Annotated in this window: 13 protein-coding genes; 9 read left to right on the top strand and 4 right to left on the bottom strand. The window is 37.5% G+C overall.

Annotation, left to right across the window (positions count from 1 at the left end; all coding sequences use genetic code 11):
- Positions 1-50: 50 nt before the first annotated feature.
- Entirely contained in the window at positions 51-635 is a 585-nt protein-coding gene (gene ruvA / locus ASG21_RS04590) for a Holliday junction branch migration protein RuvA (protein WP_056076524.1), read from the bottom strand.
- Positions 636-825: 190 nt separating this feature from the next.
- Here ruvA and ASG21_RS04585 point away from each other — a divergent pair, with 190 nt between their 5' ends.
- Entirely contained in the window at positions 826-1347 is a 522-nt protein-coding gene (locus ASG21_RS04585; RefSeq protein ID WP_056076562.1) for a 3'-5' exoribonuclease, read from the top strand.
- 85 nt (positions 1348-1432) lie between these two features.
- Here the strand turns inward: ASG21_RS04585 and ASG21_RS04580 are convergent, their stop codons facing one another.
- The 3 genes from ASG21_RS04580 to ASG21_RS04570 form a co-directional block, all read right to left on the bottom strand.
- Positions 1433-3721 carry an NADP-dependent malic enzyme gene (locus ASG21_RS04580; protein ID WP_056076521.1) on the bottom strand — a complete coding sequence of 763 codons (2289 nt, stop codon included), beginning with the start codon at positions 3719-3721 and terminating at the stop codon, positions 1433-1435.
- Positions 3722-3736: 15 nt separating this feature from the next.
- Positions 3737-4588 (bottom strand): BadF/BadG/BcrA/BcrD ATPase family protein, encoded by an 852-nt coding sequence (locus ASG21_RS04575; protein ID WP_056076519.1) that lies wholly within the window; start codon positions 4586-4588, stop codon positions 3737-3739.
- An 84-nt stretch (positions 4589-4672) separates the two neighbouring features.
- Positions 4673-4936: a hypothetical protein gene (locus ASG21_RS04570; protein ID WP_056076517.1), complete on the bottom strand. Its 264-nt coding sequence runs from the start codon at positions 4934-4936 to the stop codon at positions 4673-4675.
- A gap of 233 nt (positions 4937-5169) precedes the next feature.
- On the opposite strand from ASG21_RS04570, the gene ASG21_RS04565 reads away from it, so the two are divergent.
- From ASG21_RS04565 to ASG21_RS04530, 8 genes are all read left to right on the top strand, one after another.
- Positions 5170-5628 carry a GtrA family protein gene (locus ASG21_RS04565; protein ID WP_056076516.1) on the top strand — a complete coding sequence of 153 codons (459 nt, stop codon included), beginning with the start codon at positions 5170-5172 and terminating at the stop codon, positions 5626-5628.
- 1 nt (position 5629) lies between these two features.
- Complete coding sequence (locus ASG21_RS04560) at positions 5630-6355, top strand: lysophospholipid acyltransferase family protein (RefSeq protein WP_241773453.1); 726 nt, start codon at positions 5630-5632, stop codon at positions 6353-6355.
- Between the two features lie 40 nt (positions 6356-6395).
- Complete coding sequence (locus ASG21_RS20555; protein ID WP_056076514.1) at positions 6396-8159, top strand: MFS transporter; 1764 nt, start codon at positions 6396-6398, stop codon at positions 8157-8159.
- Positions 8149-9207: a DUF3810 domain-containing protein gene (locus ASG21_RS04550; protein WP_056076512.1), complete on the top strand. Its 1059-nt coding sequence runs from the start codon at positions 8149-8151 to the stop codon at positions 9205-9207. The genes ASG21_RS20555 and ASG21_RS04550 overlap by 11 nt, the downstream gene beginning before the upstream one ends.
- A 750-nt stretch (positions 9208-9957) precedes the next feature.
- Positions 9958-11361: a glycoside hydrolase family 28 protein gene (locus ASG21_RS04545; RefSeq protein WP_056076558.1), complete on the top strand. Its 1404-nt coding sequence runs from the start codon at positions 9958-9960 to the stop codon at positions 11359-11361.
- A gap of 1 nt (position 11362) precedes the next feature.
- Positions 11363-14971, top strand: a complete 3609-nt coding sequence (locus ASG21_RS04540; protein WP_056076510.1) for a DUF4450 domain-containing protein — start codon at positions 11363-11365, stop codon at positions 14969-14971.
- 269 nt (positions 14972-15240) lie between these two features.
- Positions 15241-17376 (top strand): hypothetical protein, encoded by a 2136-nt coding sequence (locus ASG21_RS04535; RefSeq protein WP_056076508.1) that lies wholly within the window; start codon positions 15241-15243, stop codon positions 17374-17376.
- Between the two features lie 344 nt (positions 17377-17720).
- The gene (locus tag ASG21_RS04530; RefSeq protein WP_056076505.1) at positions 17721-18767 is read left to right on the top strand and encodes a GntR family transcriptional regulator; all 1047 of its coding nucleotides are present in this window, start codon (positions 17721-17723) and stop codon (positions 18765-18767) included.
- The last annotated feature ends 183 nt before the right edge of the window (positions 18768-18950 follow it).

Below are 18950 nucleotides of genomic sequence, written 5' to 3'. Positions count from 1 at the left end.
AAAATGAAGACCGAAAATATATTGAGAAAATTAATCTTTTTCACCAACCCTTAAATATTTTTTAAAATTTGCTTCACGAGTTCTTCCGTTGTGATGTCTGCATTCTGCTTGATCATGCGGTCTGCGATCTTCTCGCTCATCCTTTTCGGAATTCCCAAAACTTCTAATGCTGATAACGCATCTTCCTTGGTTTTATTATTCACAACAGCCGAAATCTCTTCGCCTTCAACCTTGAATTTCTGCACCTTATCTTTGAGATCTACAATGATTCTTTCCGCAGTTTTTGCACCGATACCTTTCGCTTTTTGAATCAGAGCACTGTTCGCAGACAAAATTGCTGTTGCGATTTCTTCAAGATTTAATGTTGATAAAAGTATAAGTGCGGAAACGGCTCCTACCCCATTCACGCTGATAAGAAGATTAAACATTTCCTTCTCTAAACGGGTATGAAAACCAAAGAGCAAATGAGCATCCTCACGGATAATCTGCTGAATAAAAAGAAAAGATTCTTTGTTGTGAACCAGTTTTTGGGAAGTCATTAAACTTATGCCAACATAGTATCCAACACCCTGTACATTGAGTACGGCATAGGTGGGACTAAGTTCCTGAACGGCTCCCTGTAAAGAAAATATCATTATCAATTTTTATAACTCCCAAATATAGTAAATTAAACTAAGTAATACTTTCATCTCTGAAAGGAATGATTTTATTTGTTTTCTTTATTAAATTTTTCATAGAGAATCTAAAAATTTTATGAATGTGAAAATTAATTCATTTCACAAATTCGGTCGCATTAATTACATTTGCGAAAAACTTTGCAGACAAATGAGTTATTTCGTTGTTGACGTCGAGGCAGATGGCCCAATTCCCGGCGATTTTTCTATGGTTTCCTTCGGAGCCGTTTTGGTTGATGAAAATCTCAATCGCACATTTTATGGTAAAATAAAACCAATTTCTGAACAGTATATTCCAGAAGTTCTTTCCATATCAGGATTTAGTCGTGAGGAAACTTTAAAATTTGATGACCCTTTTGAAACGATGCTGAAATTTGAAGAATGGATAGCAAAAAATTCTAAAGGAAAACCTATTTTTATAAGTGACAACAATGGATTTGACTGGATGTTTATCTGTTGGTATTTCCATCATTTTTTAAAAAGAAACCCTTTCGGATATTCGTCAAGAAGAATTTCTGATTTATATTGCGGAATTGTGAAAGACACATTTGCCCAATGGAAACATTTAAGAAAAACCGAACACACTCATAATCCTGTAGATGATGCTCGGGGAAATGCAGAAGTTCTTTTATACATGAAAAATGAGCTTGAACTTAAAATTGATTTAAGATGAAAAAAGGCGAACAGAATTCCACAAATTCCGTTCGCCTTTTTTATAACTTTTACTGATAGGATTTCATCCTATCTTTTGGAACTTTTTATTTTTTAGCTTCTCTTCTCTGCGCATCCAAAACTGCAACAGTAGCCAGATTCACAATCTCATCTACACTTGAACGCATCTGTAAAACGTGAACAGGCTGTTTTAATCCCATCAGAATTGGCCCAATAACCTGTGCCACCTTCATTCCTCTGATGATTTTATATGACAGGTTTGCTGACTCAAGATTTGGGAAAATAAATGTATTTGCTGGAGTTGTCCCTAATTTTGAGAAAGGATAATCACTCAGATGATCAGAATTCATTGCAAAATCCGGCTGAATTTCTCCGTCAACAATCATTTTCGGGAATTTCTCGTGAAGAATGCTTACCGCTTTTGCTACTTTTTTCGAAGTATCAGAAATCGCAGCAAAATTTTCAAAACCTAACATTGCAATTCTCGGTTCGATAGCGAAAGATTTCACGGTATGTTCTGCCATTTTAGCAATATTTACCAAATCTTCAGCTGTAGGATTCTGATTGATGGATGTATCAGCGAAGAAAATAGGTTTCTTTTCAGACAGAATCATCATCATTGCCGCTACTTTTTCGACTCCTTTTTCTTTTTCGATCACTTCTAAAACAGGTCTTAAAGTTGACACATAGTTTTTAGAAAAGCCAATAATCAAACCGTCTGTGTCTCCGTGTTTCAGCATCAAAGGACCAAAATAATCTCTCTGGCGGACGTATCTTTTTGCTTTGTACTCGTTCATCCCTTTTCTCTGACGGAGTTTCCAAAGTGTTTCTCTGTATTTCCTTCTGTTTTCCTTCTGGTCGTCGTCACTCGGGTCGATAATCGGAACATCAATGTTGATTCCGAAACGCTCCATCTGTTCTTTGACGTATTTTTTATCTCCTAAAAGACTTGGATAAGCGATTCCTTCTTCATATAAAATTTGAGCCGCTTTCAGAACATTGTATTCTTCAGCATTTCCCAAAGTGATTCTTTTAGGATTTGCTTTTGCGCGGTTCTGCATCATTCTTACCAACTTCTCATCTCTTCCCATTCTGTCGAGAAGCTGAGTTTCGTATTCGTCAAAATCAGTAATCGTTTTTCTGGCAATTCCACTGTCGATCGCAGCTTTGGCAACAGCACTAGAAACTTTGGTAATTAATCTGTTATCGAAAGGTTTAGGAATGAAATATTCTCTCCCAAACTGTAAATTCTGAACGTTATACGCTAAAATTACTGCCTCAGGAACGGGTTCTTTCGCCAAATCAGCAATCGCATGAACCGCAGCCAGTTTCATTTCTTCATTAATTCCTTTAGCCTGCACATCCAAAGCACCACGGAAAATATACGGGAAACCGAGAACGTTGTTTACCTGATTAGGATAATCGCTTCTACCCGTTGCCATGATCACGTCTTTTCTGGTAGAAAGTGCTAAATCATAAGCGATTTCTGGATCAGGATTGGATAATGCGAAAACAATCGGGTTTTCATTCATGCTCAACAACATTTCAGGAGTCATCACGTTTCCTTTAGACAAACCGATGAATACGTCTGAACCTTTACAGGCATCTTCCAAAGTTTCGATATCAGTCTGAGCAATAAAATCTAATTTTTCAGGAGTAAGATTTTCTCTTTTGTGATTGATAACGCCTTTGCTGTCGCACATCAACACGTTTTCTCTTTTTAAACCTAAAGAAATATATAGATTGGTACAGGCAACAGCAGCAGCTCCTGCTCCATTCACTACCATCTTTACCTCATCGATATTTTTGTTGGCAATCTGAAGCGAATTAATTAATGCCGCCGCAGAAATAATCGCCGTCCCGTGCTGATCGTCGTGCATCAACGGAATATCCAGTTCTTCCTTTAATTTCTGTTCGATATAAAATGCTTCAGGAGCTTTGATATCTTCAAGGTTGATTCCTCCGAAAGTCGGGGCGATACCTTTTACAATCTGGATAAATTTATCGGGATCTTTTTCGTCAATTTCAATATCAAAAACATTGATGTCAGCGAAAATTTTAAATAAAAGTCCCTTTCCTTCCATTACCGGTTTAGAAGCTTCAGCACCGATGTCGCCCAAACCAAGAACTGCTGTTCCGTTTGAAATTACGGCAACCAAATTACCTTTTCCTGTATAATCGTAAACCGTTTCAGGATTTTTTTCAATTTCAAGACAGGGAATTGCCACTCCCGGAGAATAAGCCAGCGACAAATCTCTCTGTGATGAGTGCGGTTTTGACGGGATAACTTCAATTTTTCCCTTTGGTTCAGCTTTATGGTAATCTAACGCGGCCTGATTGAAATTTTTCTCGTCGCGATGGGTTTTATTTGACATAAATTAATTTTTTGATTATAATATATATTGAATGTGGTAGCTGACCAGACTCTCAATAGGTTTCTGTACAACGTGTCCCACATTTAATCCGAGCTCTGCAGCTGCAGAACGCAAAATATCTTCGTAATAATAAGCGATAGAGCCGATGAAATTAATCTCGGCATTTTTGGATTCTTCATAAGGAAGAACCTGATAATCGAAGAAATTTTTCATCTCTTCCAAAACCATGGTCTGGAAGTAGGGATGATTTTTTCTTTCGACAACGAATTTGTTGAAATCTGCCAGATAGGCATTTGGCCTTGTCTTGTGATACATATTCTGCAATGCCTCATCAATCGTCAACCCATAAGTTCCTTTGAATTCTGAATGTAAATCCTGAGGAAGTTTCTGCATGAAGAATCTTCGTACCAGCTGTTTTCCGATGGCACTTCCGCTTCCTTCGTCGCCCATGAGGTAACCCAGTGAAGGAAGTTTAATATTTAAATTTTCTCCGTCGAAATAACATGAGTTTGAACCTGTACCCAAAATACAGACAATTGTCGGTTTACCGTTGTAAGCAGCGTACGCAGCAGCGTAAAGATCTTCTTTTACAACAATCTCTGCATTGGTAAAAACTTTACCGATTTCCTGCTCAATAGTCTCGCAGTTTTGGCGGACACCACAACCTGAACCGTAGAAAAAAATTCTTGTAATCGAATTTTTAACTGATATCAGACTGTGATTTTTCTCAATCTCAGGTACAATAAGTTCTTTGCTGATAAAATTGGGGTTGAAACCAATAGTTTCGGTCTTTAAGAAAACATTTTTGAAGTCATCCAGGATTACCCAATCAGATTTAGTAGAACCACTATCAACAATAGCAACCATATTTTACAATTTCATTTAAGAGTGCTAAAATATGAATTTATCTTGAAAGAGCGGGGTAAAGAGTAATGACTTTATTCACAAAAACTAGGATTGCACCTCATTCTGTGATGTATTATACTGATGTAACCAATCTTCGATTTCGTCTTCGAGATAAGTGGTCTGGAGGATCATGGCGTCTAAAAAATCGTCCGGTACTGCCTCACCTTCAGCATTTTCGAGATTCCAAAGCTCTTCCGACATATTTTCATACTCAGAGTACACTCTTTTGAACCGCGAGTTCTGTCTTTCCAGATCTGCAATTTTCTTTTGCTGAAGCTGAAATTTTCTGTATTTGTTTTGACGTTCCATACAAATATATTGGTGTTTGATGTGAATTTGGTTTAGTGAAATAAGCTGTAAACAAGCACTACAAGATAGAAAAAACTCCAATCTCAATAGATTGAATATTAATTTATTATCAGGTATCAATTCTTCAGTTCTGAAAATTAAATTTAGAAATAATTTTCAATGGAGAAAAAAAATTAACATCTTTTTTTAGTGTTTAACATATAGTTATAACTTTGCAGTAATTGATCAATTTGATGAAAGATATCCTAATAAGGCAGAAACAGGTACTTTTTTTTATTATTGCCGGAGGCCTGAGTGCCGTGGTAGAGATTGGAAGTTTTAAGATTTTCAGTTCGTACTTACCTCAGCTCATTGCAGAAGAGAAAAATTTCCACGGAATACATTTTCCTTTGAGCAATATTTTCTCCACTTCATGCGGTATTATCACCAATTACTTCCTCAGCATCTGGTTTGTTTTTGAGCGTGGAAAACATTCCAAGAAAAAAGAATTTGTCTATTTCATGGCGGTTTCTGTAGTTTCTACTTTATTCAGTTTACTATTTTTTCAGATTTTCTACAGTTTTATATTTAAAGATAACATAGATATTATCATTTATACATTGAGTCCTGAAATACTGAGTAAAATTTCGGCGATTCTTCTGGTTTCCATTTTAAATTACTCCGTAAAGAAAAAAGTAATATTTAATGGATAGAATTAAAATGATCCTCAACTACCTTTGGCGGGGCTGGCTGATTATTCTGGCGTTTGTACTCACCATCATCTTCGGAATTCCTGTGTACATATTATCTTATAAAAAGAAAACTTACAAGTACGCTTACAAATTTATCCGACTGTGGTGCTACGGAATTTTCTACGGAATGGGTCTCCGCTACGAACTTATCAATCTCACCGATAAAAAAATCGACAAAAACCAGCAGTATGTAGTGATTTCAAATCACACTTCGATTATGGATATTATGCTTCCCTGCATTTTGTTTCCCAATCATCCGCTGTGCTATGTCGGTAAAAAAGAGCTTGAAAAAATCCCCATTTTCGGAACCATTTACAGACGAATCTGTGTGATGGTAGACCGCAGCAGCGCGAGAAGCCGTGCCGATGTTTACAGAAGATGTGCCGAAAAAATGGAAGAAGGCAACAGCATTGTCATCTTTCCTGAAGGCGGTGTTCCCGATGATACTTCTGTTGTTTTGGATGAATTTAAAGACGGCGCATTTACACTTTCATCAAAACACAATTCACCGATTGCTGTATTTACTTTTATAGGTTTAAAGGAAATTTTTCCGTTTGACAATTCGAAGGGACATCCCGGAAAAGTAAAAGTATATTTTAATGATATCCTCAAGCCTACAGCATCTCCCAAAGAATTAAAATTGTCCGCTTTTGAGACAATAAAAAAAACACTTACAGAATACAGTTAATTGCATAAATAAATTATATTTGTGTAATTAAAAATTCAAAATGGATTCAAACCCACAACAGACCAAATGGTCTCAATTTCTATCACTCATTGTAGTGTTCTTCTTCTGGGGCTTTGTAGCCGCAAGTAATGATATCCTGATTCCGGTATTTAAAAAATGGTTTGTACTTTCACAGGTACAGAGTCAGTTGGTAGCATGGGCATTTTATGTAGCTTACTTTATAGGTTCAGTAGTTTTCTTTTTAATTTCAATAAAAAGCGATATCCTTCAGAAGTTCGGATACAAAAAAACGCTGGCAGTAGGTCTTGTGCTCTCTTCTTTAGGCGCATTTCTATTTGTACCGGCAGCGGCATCGGCCAATTTCTGGTTCTTCCTTACCGCTTTGTTTATCGTAGGACTTGGTTTTTCTGTTCAGCAGATTGTTGCCAATCCACTGGCTATTAAAATGGGAAGTCCTCAGACAGGAGCTCACCGTTTAACGCTTGCCGGAGGTATCAACTCTTTGGGAACGACCATCGGGCCAATCCTCGTAGGAATCGCCCTTTTCGGGATGGGGAATGATAAGGAAACCGCATCTGCCGATAAGAATCTTTCTAAAATCGAAATCGTAAAAAACGAGTACATTACGCACAGAGATGAGCTTGTAAAGAATATTGTATCGCTCAAACAGGATTCAAAAGATGATCCTGCCGTTGTGGCAAAAGCTGTAAATACTGTTCAGCAGAATGTAGATGCTTTAGATACTGAAATAAACCAACTGAATAATATCTCTACAGCAAGCGATCTGCAGGTTGATGAATTTTCAGATAAACTAGGGAAGATCAAAGAAAAGACTTCTGCGATCAGCTATCCTGTGGAGTTTGTAAAGGAAAATCTGAAACTGGTGAAAGGACCGTTTATCGTTTTGGGAATTGCCTTTATTCTTGTTGCAGTCTTCATGCTTTTCTCAAAAATTGAAGATCCTGCAAAAGAAGAGGAAGAAAATATTGAAGAAGGAAGCTCAAAATTCAGCATTTTAAATTACCCTCAGCTGTATCTGGGAATGCTTGCTATCTTTATTTATGTTGGCGTGGAGGTTTCAATTATCAGTAATCTACCTGCCCTGCTTCATACCAAAGAATTTGGTGGCGTTTTGGAACATAATATCGCTCCATTCGTTTCTCTGTATTGGGGAAGTCTGATGATTGGAAGATGGAACGGAAGTATTAACGTTTTCAATATGTCTAAAACTACGGTTAACATTCTGAAATTTGTAGTTCCTTTTGTTGCGTTTACAATCATTATTATTGCCAATACATTAAGTGGTAAAGATGTTTCTTCATTCTATATCTACGGATTCTGGATTGTTGCATTTATCCTGATGAGTTTCTTAGGCGGCAAAAATGCCGGAAAAACACTGATGATCTTCGGTATTGCAGGCGTTTTGATGATGCTGATCGGCTTAATTTATCCTGACAAAGAGATTGCAAAATACTTCTTTATCTCTGGCGGACTTTTCTGTTCCATCATGTGGCCATCTATTTTTGACCTTGCAATTGCAGGATTAGGCAAAAACACTGGTAAAGCTTCTTCTTTCCTTGTCATGATGATTTTGGGTGGAGGTATCATTCCTTTACTTCAGGGCTACATCTGTGACTTCGACAAAGTAAACAAAGACGGAATTTTCGGAATTACATGGACGCATTTCTCTTATGTAATTCCTGTTTTATGTTTCGTATACCTTGCATTCTACGGATTTATCACTCCGAAGATTCTGAGAAAACAAGGTATTGTAATGGGCGAATCTGAATCTCATGGACACTAAAAATGTTCCACTCATAAAAACAAAAAGATTTTGGGCAGGTATTTTACTTGCCCAATTTATTTTGTTTTACATCTTTTCAAAGTCTGAATGCTGGATCAGTTTCTTTGATAAATTATATGACGTTCAGAAGAATTTTCATATCAGAATTTTCAGCTGGATACCTTTTTCTGCAGGTGATCTGTTTTATATTCTTATTGGAATTTTTTTGCTAATTCAGATCATCAATATCTTCAGAAAAGACAGAAGGAAAAAAGCACTGTTTAGGATTTTAATATTCTTAAATACCATCTACTTTACTTATCAGATCTTTTGGGGAATGATGTATTTCCAGACCCCGGTCATTAAAAAATTAGCATCGCAGGACAAACCTGATGTAGAAAAAGCAAAACTTTTAGCTTTAAAATACCTGAAGAAGGCAGGCGAAACCCGAAAATCCGCTTCAGAGGATAAAAACGGAGTTTTTGTGATTAAAAACAGGGAAGGTTTAGTACAGGAAATCATCCGTCGTCAGAGCTTTTTGCCTAACCAAATTATTTCAAAGAATACACTTACACAGATTTCTGTGAAGGAAAGCCTTTTCAGCAACATAATGAGTTACACAGGAATCTCTGGCTATTACAATCCTTTTACAGCTGAAAGTCAGTTTAATTCAAATCTTCCTCATTCCATTATTCCATTTACAATTGCCCACGAAACTTCCCATCAGTTGGGTTTTGCCCGCGAGCAGGAGGCAAATTTTGTTGCTTACCTTACCGGCATCAACTCAGACAATCCCGAACTTCGCTACAGTGCTGAATATTTTACATTGAAAAGTCTGTTGAGATACATTTATACTGAAGACGAAATTTTTGCTGAAAATCTCATCAGGCATTATTCACCTGCAATGAAAAGAGACCGTGCGTACGAAAGAAATTTTATGATAAGCCATGAAGGCAGGCTGGAAGATTTTTTCGGATTCACCAATGATCTTTTTCTGAAAAGCAACCGTCAGGAAGGCTCAGTTACCTATTCTTACTTCGTCAATCTTCTTCTGAACTACGAAAAATAAAAAAAAGAACCGTATCAGGCGATACGATTCTAAAAACACAAATGATGAAAAAAAATTTATTACCTTGACTTGTTCCCTCATTCAAGGTGATGTAAAAGTACGACAATAATTTAATTTCCAAAATACCTGCCACTCTTTTTTACAAAATTTAGTACAAATTTAACAAATACCACATCGTAATATACAGATTTTCACAACAATAAGAATTAACTGTACGTTAATAAAACGCTAATTATATTGTCAAAATTACCTGAAATAGAGACACATTGCTTCATTAAGAAAAATTATTTACTGCTATAATTATCAATCATTTGAGTAAAAAAAAACATGGATTCTGTTAAAAAAAGTTAAAACGCTAAATTTGTCGATCTGACAAACACTTAAAATTACTTTCAAACTACGGTTAATACTGAGTTTTCTGAAATAAAAACTTTAAATTTTACTGAAAGAATTTTACCATTTAATTAAAAATATGATTTTCAATCTGAAATTAGGACTCGTTTTACATTTCTTAAATTTTCTGTTATTTTTAAAGAAAGCAAACCAAGATTGAAAAAACATGTTTTTTAAAGTACCTGAAAGCAAAAGCCATAAAACTTGCAAAATTCAAGTTGGTATAGTAAATATTTTACAGATTGATTTTGAAGAACCGACAGTGCAGGATAATTATTGATTCTAATAATATTAGTTTGCAAAATAAAGTTTTACAGAAAAGGAAATTTTTCCTTCCAACTAAATATGTTTGTCATTATGAAAAAATTCACGCTGATTCTCCTCGCATTTCTACTGTCAATACCGCTTTCCGCTCAATACAAACCGTGGACTTCCGCAAAGCAGCCTTTAAAAGAAATCAAAGCTTTAAAGAAGAAAATCAAAGCTCCAAAATTCAGAAAAGCAGACTATCTGATAACGGATTTCGGTGCAGTAGGTGACGGAAAAACAAAAAATACGGAAGCGTTCAAAAAAGCAATTGAAAAATGCAGTAATGAAGGTGGCGGAAGAGTTGTGGTTCCAAACGGCGTTTTCTTAACCGGTGCAATTTATCTTGAATCTAATGTGAATCTTCATTTGACCGATGGTTCAACGATTCTGTTCAGTCAGGACAGCAACGACTACCCTATCGTCTTCACGCGTTGGGAAGGAATGGAATGTATGAATTATTCATCTTTGATTTATGCGTATGAAGAAGAAAATATCGCCGTAACCGGAAAAGGAACTTTGGATGGAAATTCAGATTTAGACAACTGGTGGTTCTGGTGTGGTGCTACAAAATATGGCTACAATACATCGCGTCCGGGAAGACAAAACCCTGCGAGAGCGAAACTTCACGAATATATGGCTAACAGAACGCCTGCCAGAGAAAGAATTTTTGGTGACGGATGGTATTTAAGACCGAATTTCGTTCAGCCTTACAAGTCTAAAAACTTTTATATGGCGGATGTTTTGGTGAAAAATTCTCCAATGTGGAATCTGAATCCTGTTTTGTGTGAAAATGTTTTGATTGAAAGAGTAAAAGTGATCAGCCACGGACCGAACAACGACGGTTTCGACCCTGAAGCCTGTAAAAATGTATGGATTAAAGATTCTTATTTTGACACCGGAGACGACTGTATCGCCATCAAATCAGGTAGAGACGAGGACGGAAGAGACATCGGAAGACCTGCCGAAAACCACATCATCGAAAACTGCGAAATGAAAGACGGGCACGGCGGTGTTGTGATTGGAAGTGAAATTGCAGGCGGTGCCAAAAACATTTACGCCATCGGAAACGTGATGGACAGCAAGAATCTTGACCGAGCTTTAAGAATTAAAACCAGCTCAAGCCGTGGCGGAACGATAGAAAATGTATTTTTCTACAACACAAAAGTGGGCGCTTACAAAGAGGCTGCTGTACGTTTCAACATGCATTATGAAAAGCCGGGAAATCACATTCCGACCATCAGAAATATTTGGGTTGAGAATTTAACCGTTGACAAAGGCGGAAAATACGCCGTATTTTCTGATGCTTACGAATCTTCGCCAGTAACCGATTTCACAATGATTAATGCAAAAATGGTTGGCGTTCAGATTCCTTACAAAGTGGATTATCTGAAAAATGTGACTTTAAAAAATGTAACCGTTAACGGACAGCCATTAACCGAGTTAAAACCATAAAATGCGAAGAAAAACCATTTTCGCCGGACTTTTGGTTTTGTCGGCATTCTCACTCTCCTATTCCCAGTCGAAACATTGGCAGAATAATGAGCGTGAGCTGCATTACAAAGAAGACAAAGGCGATTTTTTATTGGTCAACGGAAAGTACAGATTCAACCGGGCTTTGTATGGTGATAACCGTGCATCGAGGGTTGAAGCGGGAGATTTGCCGGAATTCGCACTGTATCTTCCGGGAATGGGCGGGAATCTTCAGTTCGTTATTCAGAAAGGAAATTCGGTTAAGAAATTAATTCAGGCTGATAAAGTTGAAACACGTTACCGACCGGGAACGATGTTGTATGAAATCAAAGACCCAATTCTTGGAAACGGAATTTTAAAACTGACCGTTTTGGCACAGGCTAAAGAAGAAGGTTTGGTTTTAAAAATGGAAACTTTAAATATAGATTCTTCCACAAAAATCTATGCAGTTTACGGCGGTGCGAGCGGAACGACTTTCAGCAGAAACGGCGACATCGGCGCAGACCCGGAATCCGGATTTTATCTGTTGCCTGAATATTGTCTGAACAATCAGTTTCAACTCAATAAAAATCAGTTTCAGCTCAATTATTTAAATAAGAAAAAAGAAACTCAAATCGTTAGCGGTAGTTTCTCAAATGTTAATTCGCTTCAACTGACGGATGCAAGGACCTTAGAAAATCTCGAAAAGTTTTCTCAAAATAAAAATGAAGGTTCTCCGATTGTTTACGCTTCCTATTCTTCGCAAAAAAATCCGGTTTACATTCAAGTTGCAAAAGGAAAATCAGCGAAACCCCTTTTGGATGAAGATTTGAAAAACATCTTCAATGAAGCGGAAAAATCCCGTTTGACATTAACGAACAGAATTCAGCTAAAAACTCCGGATGCGGATTTAAATAACTTCGGAGCCAATTTAGCGGTTGCGGCAGACGGAATTTGGGAAAGTCCCACATTTCTTCACGGCGCCGTTGCCTGGAGAATGCGGTTGAATGCGTGGCGTGGCGCTTACACAGCCGATGCATTGAACTGGCACGACAGAGCGAAAGAACATTTTGAAAGTTATGCCAATTCGCAGGTTTTGAAACCCGATTTTGCACCCGTCGAAATGGACACGATGCGACATCTTGCACGTCACGAAGAAAAAATGGGAACTTCTGTTTTTTCCAGCGGATACATTTCCAGAAATCCGAATGACAACACAAAACCGCATCACTACGATATGAATCTGGTGTTTTTCGACCAGATGTTTTCACATTTTAACTACACCGGAGACAAAAATTTCCTGAAAAAAATGTGGCCGACAATGGTTCGTCATATGGATTGGGAAAAACGGAATTTCAAACGTGGTGATTTGTATGATGCGTATGCTGCGATTTGGGCAAGTGATGCGCTTCAATATTCGGGTGGAAAAGTAACGCATACTTCGGCTTATAATTACAGAGCCAACCGTGAAATGGCAAAACTGGCGAAAATAATTGGAGAAAATCCTCAACCTTATGAACAGGAAGCAGATGCGATTTTAAAAGCAATGAAAAACCAGCTTTGGATAAAAGACAAAGGTTATTTTGCTGAATTTAAAGATGCCTTGGGTAATCAAATCGTTCACGACAAACCGGGAATCTGGTCGGTTTATCACGTTTCCGATGCGTTTATTCTGAATGAATTTGAGGATTATCAAAATTTACAATACATCAATCATCATACACCAAAAATTCCGGTGACGGTAAAAGGTGCTCAAAATAAAGATTATTACACATTATCAACGACCAACTGGCAACCATACGACTGGTCGATTAATAATGTAGCTTTGGCGGAAAATTTACAGACCGCTCTGGCGTATTGGCAAGCCGGAAGAACAGAAGATGCCTATCAACTTTGGAAGGGAAATCTGGTGGAGTCGATGTATTACGGCATCAGTCCGGGAAATTTTGAGCAGCTTTCTCATTACGATGCCTTTCGAGGTGAATTGTACCGAGATTTTGCCGACCCGATTGGTGTGGCTTCGAGGACTTTGACGGAAGGACTTTTCGGGGTTTATCCTAATTTACTGGAGAATAAAATCAGCATCAAACCAGGTTTCCCGAAAGACTGGAATTCTGCTGAATTAAAACTTCCCGATTGGGATTATCAGTTTACCAGAACTTCTAAGAAAACCGAATATTTATTTAAATCAAAATATCAGAATCCGGTGGCACTGGAAATGCAGATTCCTGTGAATTATTCCAACATCAAATCGGTGAAAGTGAACGGTAAAAAAGTGGAATGGAATATTAAACCCAATTCGATTTCACAACCATTTGTTCAGTTTGAAACGCCGAAGGGAAAAGATTTTAAAATTGAAATCAATTATTCCGGAGAAGAACTGAAAAACGAACAAACCGATTACGTCAATTATATTTCCGAAAATCTTCAGTTGAATTTTGATTCAAAAAAGAAAATTAAAAATATCTACGACCCGCAAGGACTAATCAAAAATTCCCCTCCTCTGGAGGGGTGGATTCGACCGAAGGGAGAAGACGGGGTGGTTAACCACAAGTTTGAACTTAAGCAAGAAGAGAGAAAAGGAACTTTTTTCGTTCAGGTCGAGCAAAACGGAACAATCTGGTGGCAACCGGTGAATGTTGACATCCGTTTTCCTTTGGAGACCAAATGGGTGAATAAACAACTTCAGATTCAATCCAAATCTTCCAATCCAATTAATGGAAAGCTATTTATAAACGGTTTAACTAAAACTTTTTCGATTCAAAAAAATCAAAATACAAATATTGAAATTCCAACGAATGTTTTAAGCAAAGGAACCAATTCAATCGTGCTTGATTACAACGGAATTAAACAGAATATCGAAATCACAGATTGGGAAATTGAAAACAAAGGTCAATTCAATTCCATTTATTTGGCTTCAAAATACAATGAAAAAGTAACCGAAATTTTCAATCAGAAATACCTTTCACCAAGACTGGAAGTTCCGACTTTACAGCTTCCGTGGCAGGGAATTGGAAACTGGTGTTATCCTTTAATTACCGCTCAAATTGATGACAGCGGATTGATGAGCAAAAGAAAAAATGGTAAAGTTGAATTTCTCGGAGTTCCATTTTTAATTGATAAAACCGATAAAAATATCGCATTTGTCAGTCAGTGGGATAATTATTCAGATGCTCTTGAAATTCCAATTTCAGGGAAAGGAAAGAAAATCTATTTTCTGATGGCTGGAACTACCAATCCAATGCAGTCACAGATTGTGAATGGAAAAATTACAGTTCAGTATGCTGACGGTTCGACAACAGAATTAGAACTGAAAAATCCGACGAACTGGTGGCCGATTGAGCAGGATTTGTTTGATGATAATTTTGCATTTGAAATTCCGGATGATAAAATTCCGTATCGCGTGAAACTGAAAACGGGCGAATTGTACAAAGGCGGAACTTTAAGCAAATATTCGAGTATCAAAGGGTTTACAGACCGTCAGGTGGATGGTGGTTCTGCCACAATTCTGGATTTGCCGATTGATGCGAGTAAAGAATTAAAGTCGATAAAACTCACAGCCGTGAGCAATGATGTGGTGATTGGAATGATGAGTGCGACGGTTTTGAAATAGGAGAAAATGCCACGAATACACGAATTAAAATATGCTTAAGACTATAAAATTACTCCCTTTAGGGTTGGGGAAATAATTTTGATGAAATTGGATAAGCTTTAGAAAATCATAAAAATATTCGTGAATTCGTGGCAGACAAAATAGAAATATCAGCTCAAGACTTCGACAAGCTCAGTCTGACAGCACGGTATAACATTTAGGATTAGGATTGTCAGGCTGAGCCTGTCGAAGCCTAAGTTGCAAGTTTTTAAAATATTAATTAAGATAAAATGAAAAAAATTACAATATATCTAGGGATTTTCCTAATGGGATTTTCTTCAGTGAATGCCCAGAAAATCGACCGGAAAAAGGTCGTTCAGCGACATAATATTGTCAACACAAAAGCCGATACGCTTTCCACTTTTACGGTTGGAAACGGGAAATTTGCCTACACGGTTGACATCACCGGAATGCAGTCGTTTCCTGAATATTACAAGAACGGTGTTTCTCTCGGGACGCAGTCTGAATGGGGCTGGAACAGCTTTCCGAACAAAGAGAATTATAAATTTGAGGAAACTTTAAAGCCTTATGATTTCAATAATGACGGGCGAAAAGCTTTGTACAGCGTCCAAATCAAAGAACCGGAAAGAAATAAAGGTGCTGTGGAATATTTCCGTGTGAACCAACACCGTTTGCAGTTGGGAAATATCGGCATTGAACTGACGAAAAAAGACGGTCAGAAAGCGAAAATTTCAGACCTGACCAACGTCAATCAGAAGATTGATTTGTGGACGGGAATCATCACCAGCGAATTTTCTCTGGAAGGAACTCCGGTGAAAGTATGGACCGCTTCTTTCCAAAATTCAGATAAAATTGGGGTGAAAATTGAATCTGATTTGGTAGCTAAAGGCAAGCTTAAAGTTTTTGCCAAATATCCGCATCCGTCGGGACAGTTTTTGGATGACGCCGCATTTTATGGAAGAGAAAATGAACATACCACGAAAATTGTTTCTTCACAGTCGACGCAGGGTTTGATTCAGCATACATTGCAAAGCACGGATTATTATACTCAATTGAATTTTACGGAAGGAAAACTTCGTGAGGCAGGAAAACACTACTTCGTTTACGAACCTTCTTCGAAAAACAAAACCGTAGAATTAAGTGTAGAGTTTTCGGCTAAAAGTCCGAAATCTAACAGAACTTTATTCGCTGATGCTGAAAAAGAAAGTACTTCAGGTTGGAAAAACTTCTGGGAAAGCGGTGCTGCCGTTGATTTTGAAGGAAGTACAGACCCGAGAGCCAATGAGCTTGAACGAAGAGTTGTGCTATCAGAATATTTAACGAAAGTTCAGTGTGGTGGGAACAATCCGCCTCAGGAAACAGGTTTGACATTCAACAGCTGGTACGGAAAACCGCACACGGAAATGCATTGGTGGCACGGCGTTCACTTTGCTTTGTGGGGAAGGCCAGAGATTTTGGAAAAGCAATTGGATTATTATTTCAGGTCATTTGATAAAGCCAAAAAACTAGCAGAAAGACAGGGCTATAAAGGCGTTCGCTGGATTAAAATGTCGGACAATGAAGGCAATGAAAGTCCGTCTTCTGTTGCAGCCTTTCTAATTTGGGAACAGCCTCATTTGATTTATATGACGGAACTTTTGTACCGCAACAGCAAAGACAAAAAGGTTCTTGAAAAATATAAAGATTTGATTTTTGCAACGGCCGATTTTATGGCTGATTTTGCGACTTATGACAAAGAGAAAAACCGTTACAACTTAGGGAAAGGCGTTATTCCGGCACAGGAAGTTTTCCCAGCGAAAGATACGTATAACCCGACTTATGAAGTGGCGTATTGGGATTGGTCGCTGAAAATCGCTCAAGAATGGAAAGAAAGATTGGGTCAGCCGAGGGATAAAAAATGGGATGATGTGATTAATAAACTGGCTCCGCTTCCGGTTCAGGACGGCGTTTATTTATCGACCGAATCTGCAAAAGATTCATTCACATTTCCAAAATGGATGACCGACCACCCAGCCGTTTTAGGTGCCTTGGGAATGGTTCCAGAATCTCCGAAACTGGATAAGAAAATAATGAAAAACACGCTGGATATCGTTTGGGAAAGATGGAACTGGGAGCATACCTGGGGTTGGGATTTCCCGATGACAGCAATGAACGCAGCAAGATTGGGTCTTCCAAATAAAGCTTTGGATGCTTTGTTTATGAACATTCAAACCAATACCTATCTGAAAAACGGACATAACTTCCAGGATAAGCGTCTTAGAATTTATCTTCCAGGAAATGGCGGTGTTTTGACAACCGTTGCAATGATGTTGGAAGGTTGGGACAGCTCTACTGGACAATTTCCAGGTTTCCCGAAAGACGGAAGCTGGAAAATAAAAGCGGAAGGTTTTAAAAAGATGCCTTAAAAAATTTCACATTCATATAGTTTCTAAAGTCTGTTCCGAAAGGGGCAGGCTTTTTTTGTTGGAGAGTTGGAGGGTTAGAGAGTTGTAGGGTTGTAGGGTGGAAAATATTCGAAACTTTCAGGGTTTTGAAAATCTTGCAGGTGGAAATGGGAATTTTACATAATTTTAATCAGATGACTTTTAATTTTATAATCTACTGATAATTAACAGTTTTAGACTATCAGCATTATAAAAAACATTCATGAATCTGTTACTTCAAATTTTTGTATCTTGTTTTCAGCTATTAATCGCTTTTGATTTTAGCTGTTTTTTAACTGAATTGCATTTCCTATCTGTAAAAAATCATGGCCGAAACATTAGAAATCAACATCAATGAAAACTCCAGAGTTCCGAAATACAAACAGATTGTAGATTCTATTCTGAACGGAATTGATGGAGGGCAAATAAAAATCGGAGAAAAAATTCCGTCAATCAATGAACTCAGCGAATCCTGCTTTCTCTCCCGGGATACCGTGGAAAAGGCTTACAAAGAACTTCGCAAAAGACAAATCATTGAATCTGTAAAGGGTAAAGGTTATTATATTTCCCGCATCAACAAGAACGACATCATTAATATTTTCTTTTTGATCAACAAGCCGAGTACGTATAAAATGATGATTTATAATTATTTCGTCAATGCAATCGGTACCAAAGGCAATGTGGAGATGTACATCTATCACTGCGACGAAACGCTTTTCATCAATGCACTAAAGAAAAATCTTGGTGGCTTTGATTATTATGTCGTGATGCCTCACTTCCGTGATGAACAGTCGAAACATACGAGTTCTACACAGGAAGTTTTAGATATTATCGAACAGATCCCGAAGAACAAACTCTTACTTTTAGACAATACAAAACCTAATATTTCTGGGGATTACGGATCAATTTTCCAGGATTTTGAGCATGATATTTATGATGCGCTGAAGGAAGGTTTAGATAAAATTAAAAAGTACGAAAAGATTATTTTGGTCTATCCAGATAAGTCCATTCATCCCTACCCTTTCCGTATTGTTCGTGGTTTTGAGCAGTTTTGCCGGGATTTTAAACTCGACTATGAAATTCTGGATGAAATCTATCCCGACATGGAACTGCAGGACAAAGATATTTTCATCACTATCCGTGAGCGCGATTTGGTGAATCTGGTGAAACAGATCCGTCAGAAAAATTTAAAACTGGGTGAAGACATCGGAATTATTTCCTACAACGAAACCCCTTTGAAAGAATTGCTGGGAATTACCGTAATTACGACTGATTTTAAGGCAATGGGAGAATCTGCTGCGTATATGATTTTGAAGAATAAAAAAGAGCAGGTGAATAATGTTTTTAAATTTATTCAGAGAGAATCGCTGTAGATGATTGATGGTTGATATAAATTATAAATGAATGTCGATTTTTAATCATAACGCTAAGATCAGCAGTCATTTTGTCATTCCGTAGGAATCTCAACACATCAAAATAAAGCAGTTCAGGGTCCTACTGAATGACAAACAAACCGTTCAAAACTAAGTTATTACTACTAACGGAAATTATATATT

This window comes from Chryseobacterium sp. Leaf394, from assembly GCF_001424105.1.
Classification (GTDB): Bacteria; Bacteroidota; Bacteroidia; order Flavobacteriales; family Weeksellaceae; genus Chryseobacterium.
The sequence above is the reverse complement of the archived record's forward strand: the minus strand, read 5'-3'. Positions and strand labels throughout refer to the sequence as shown.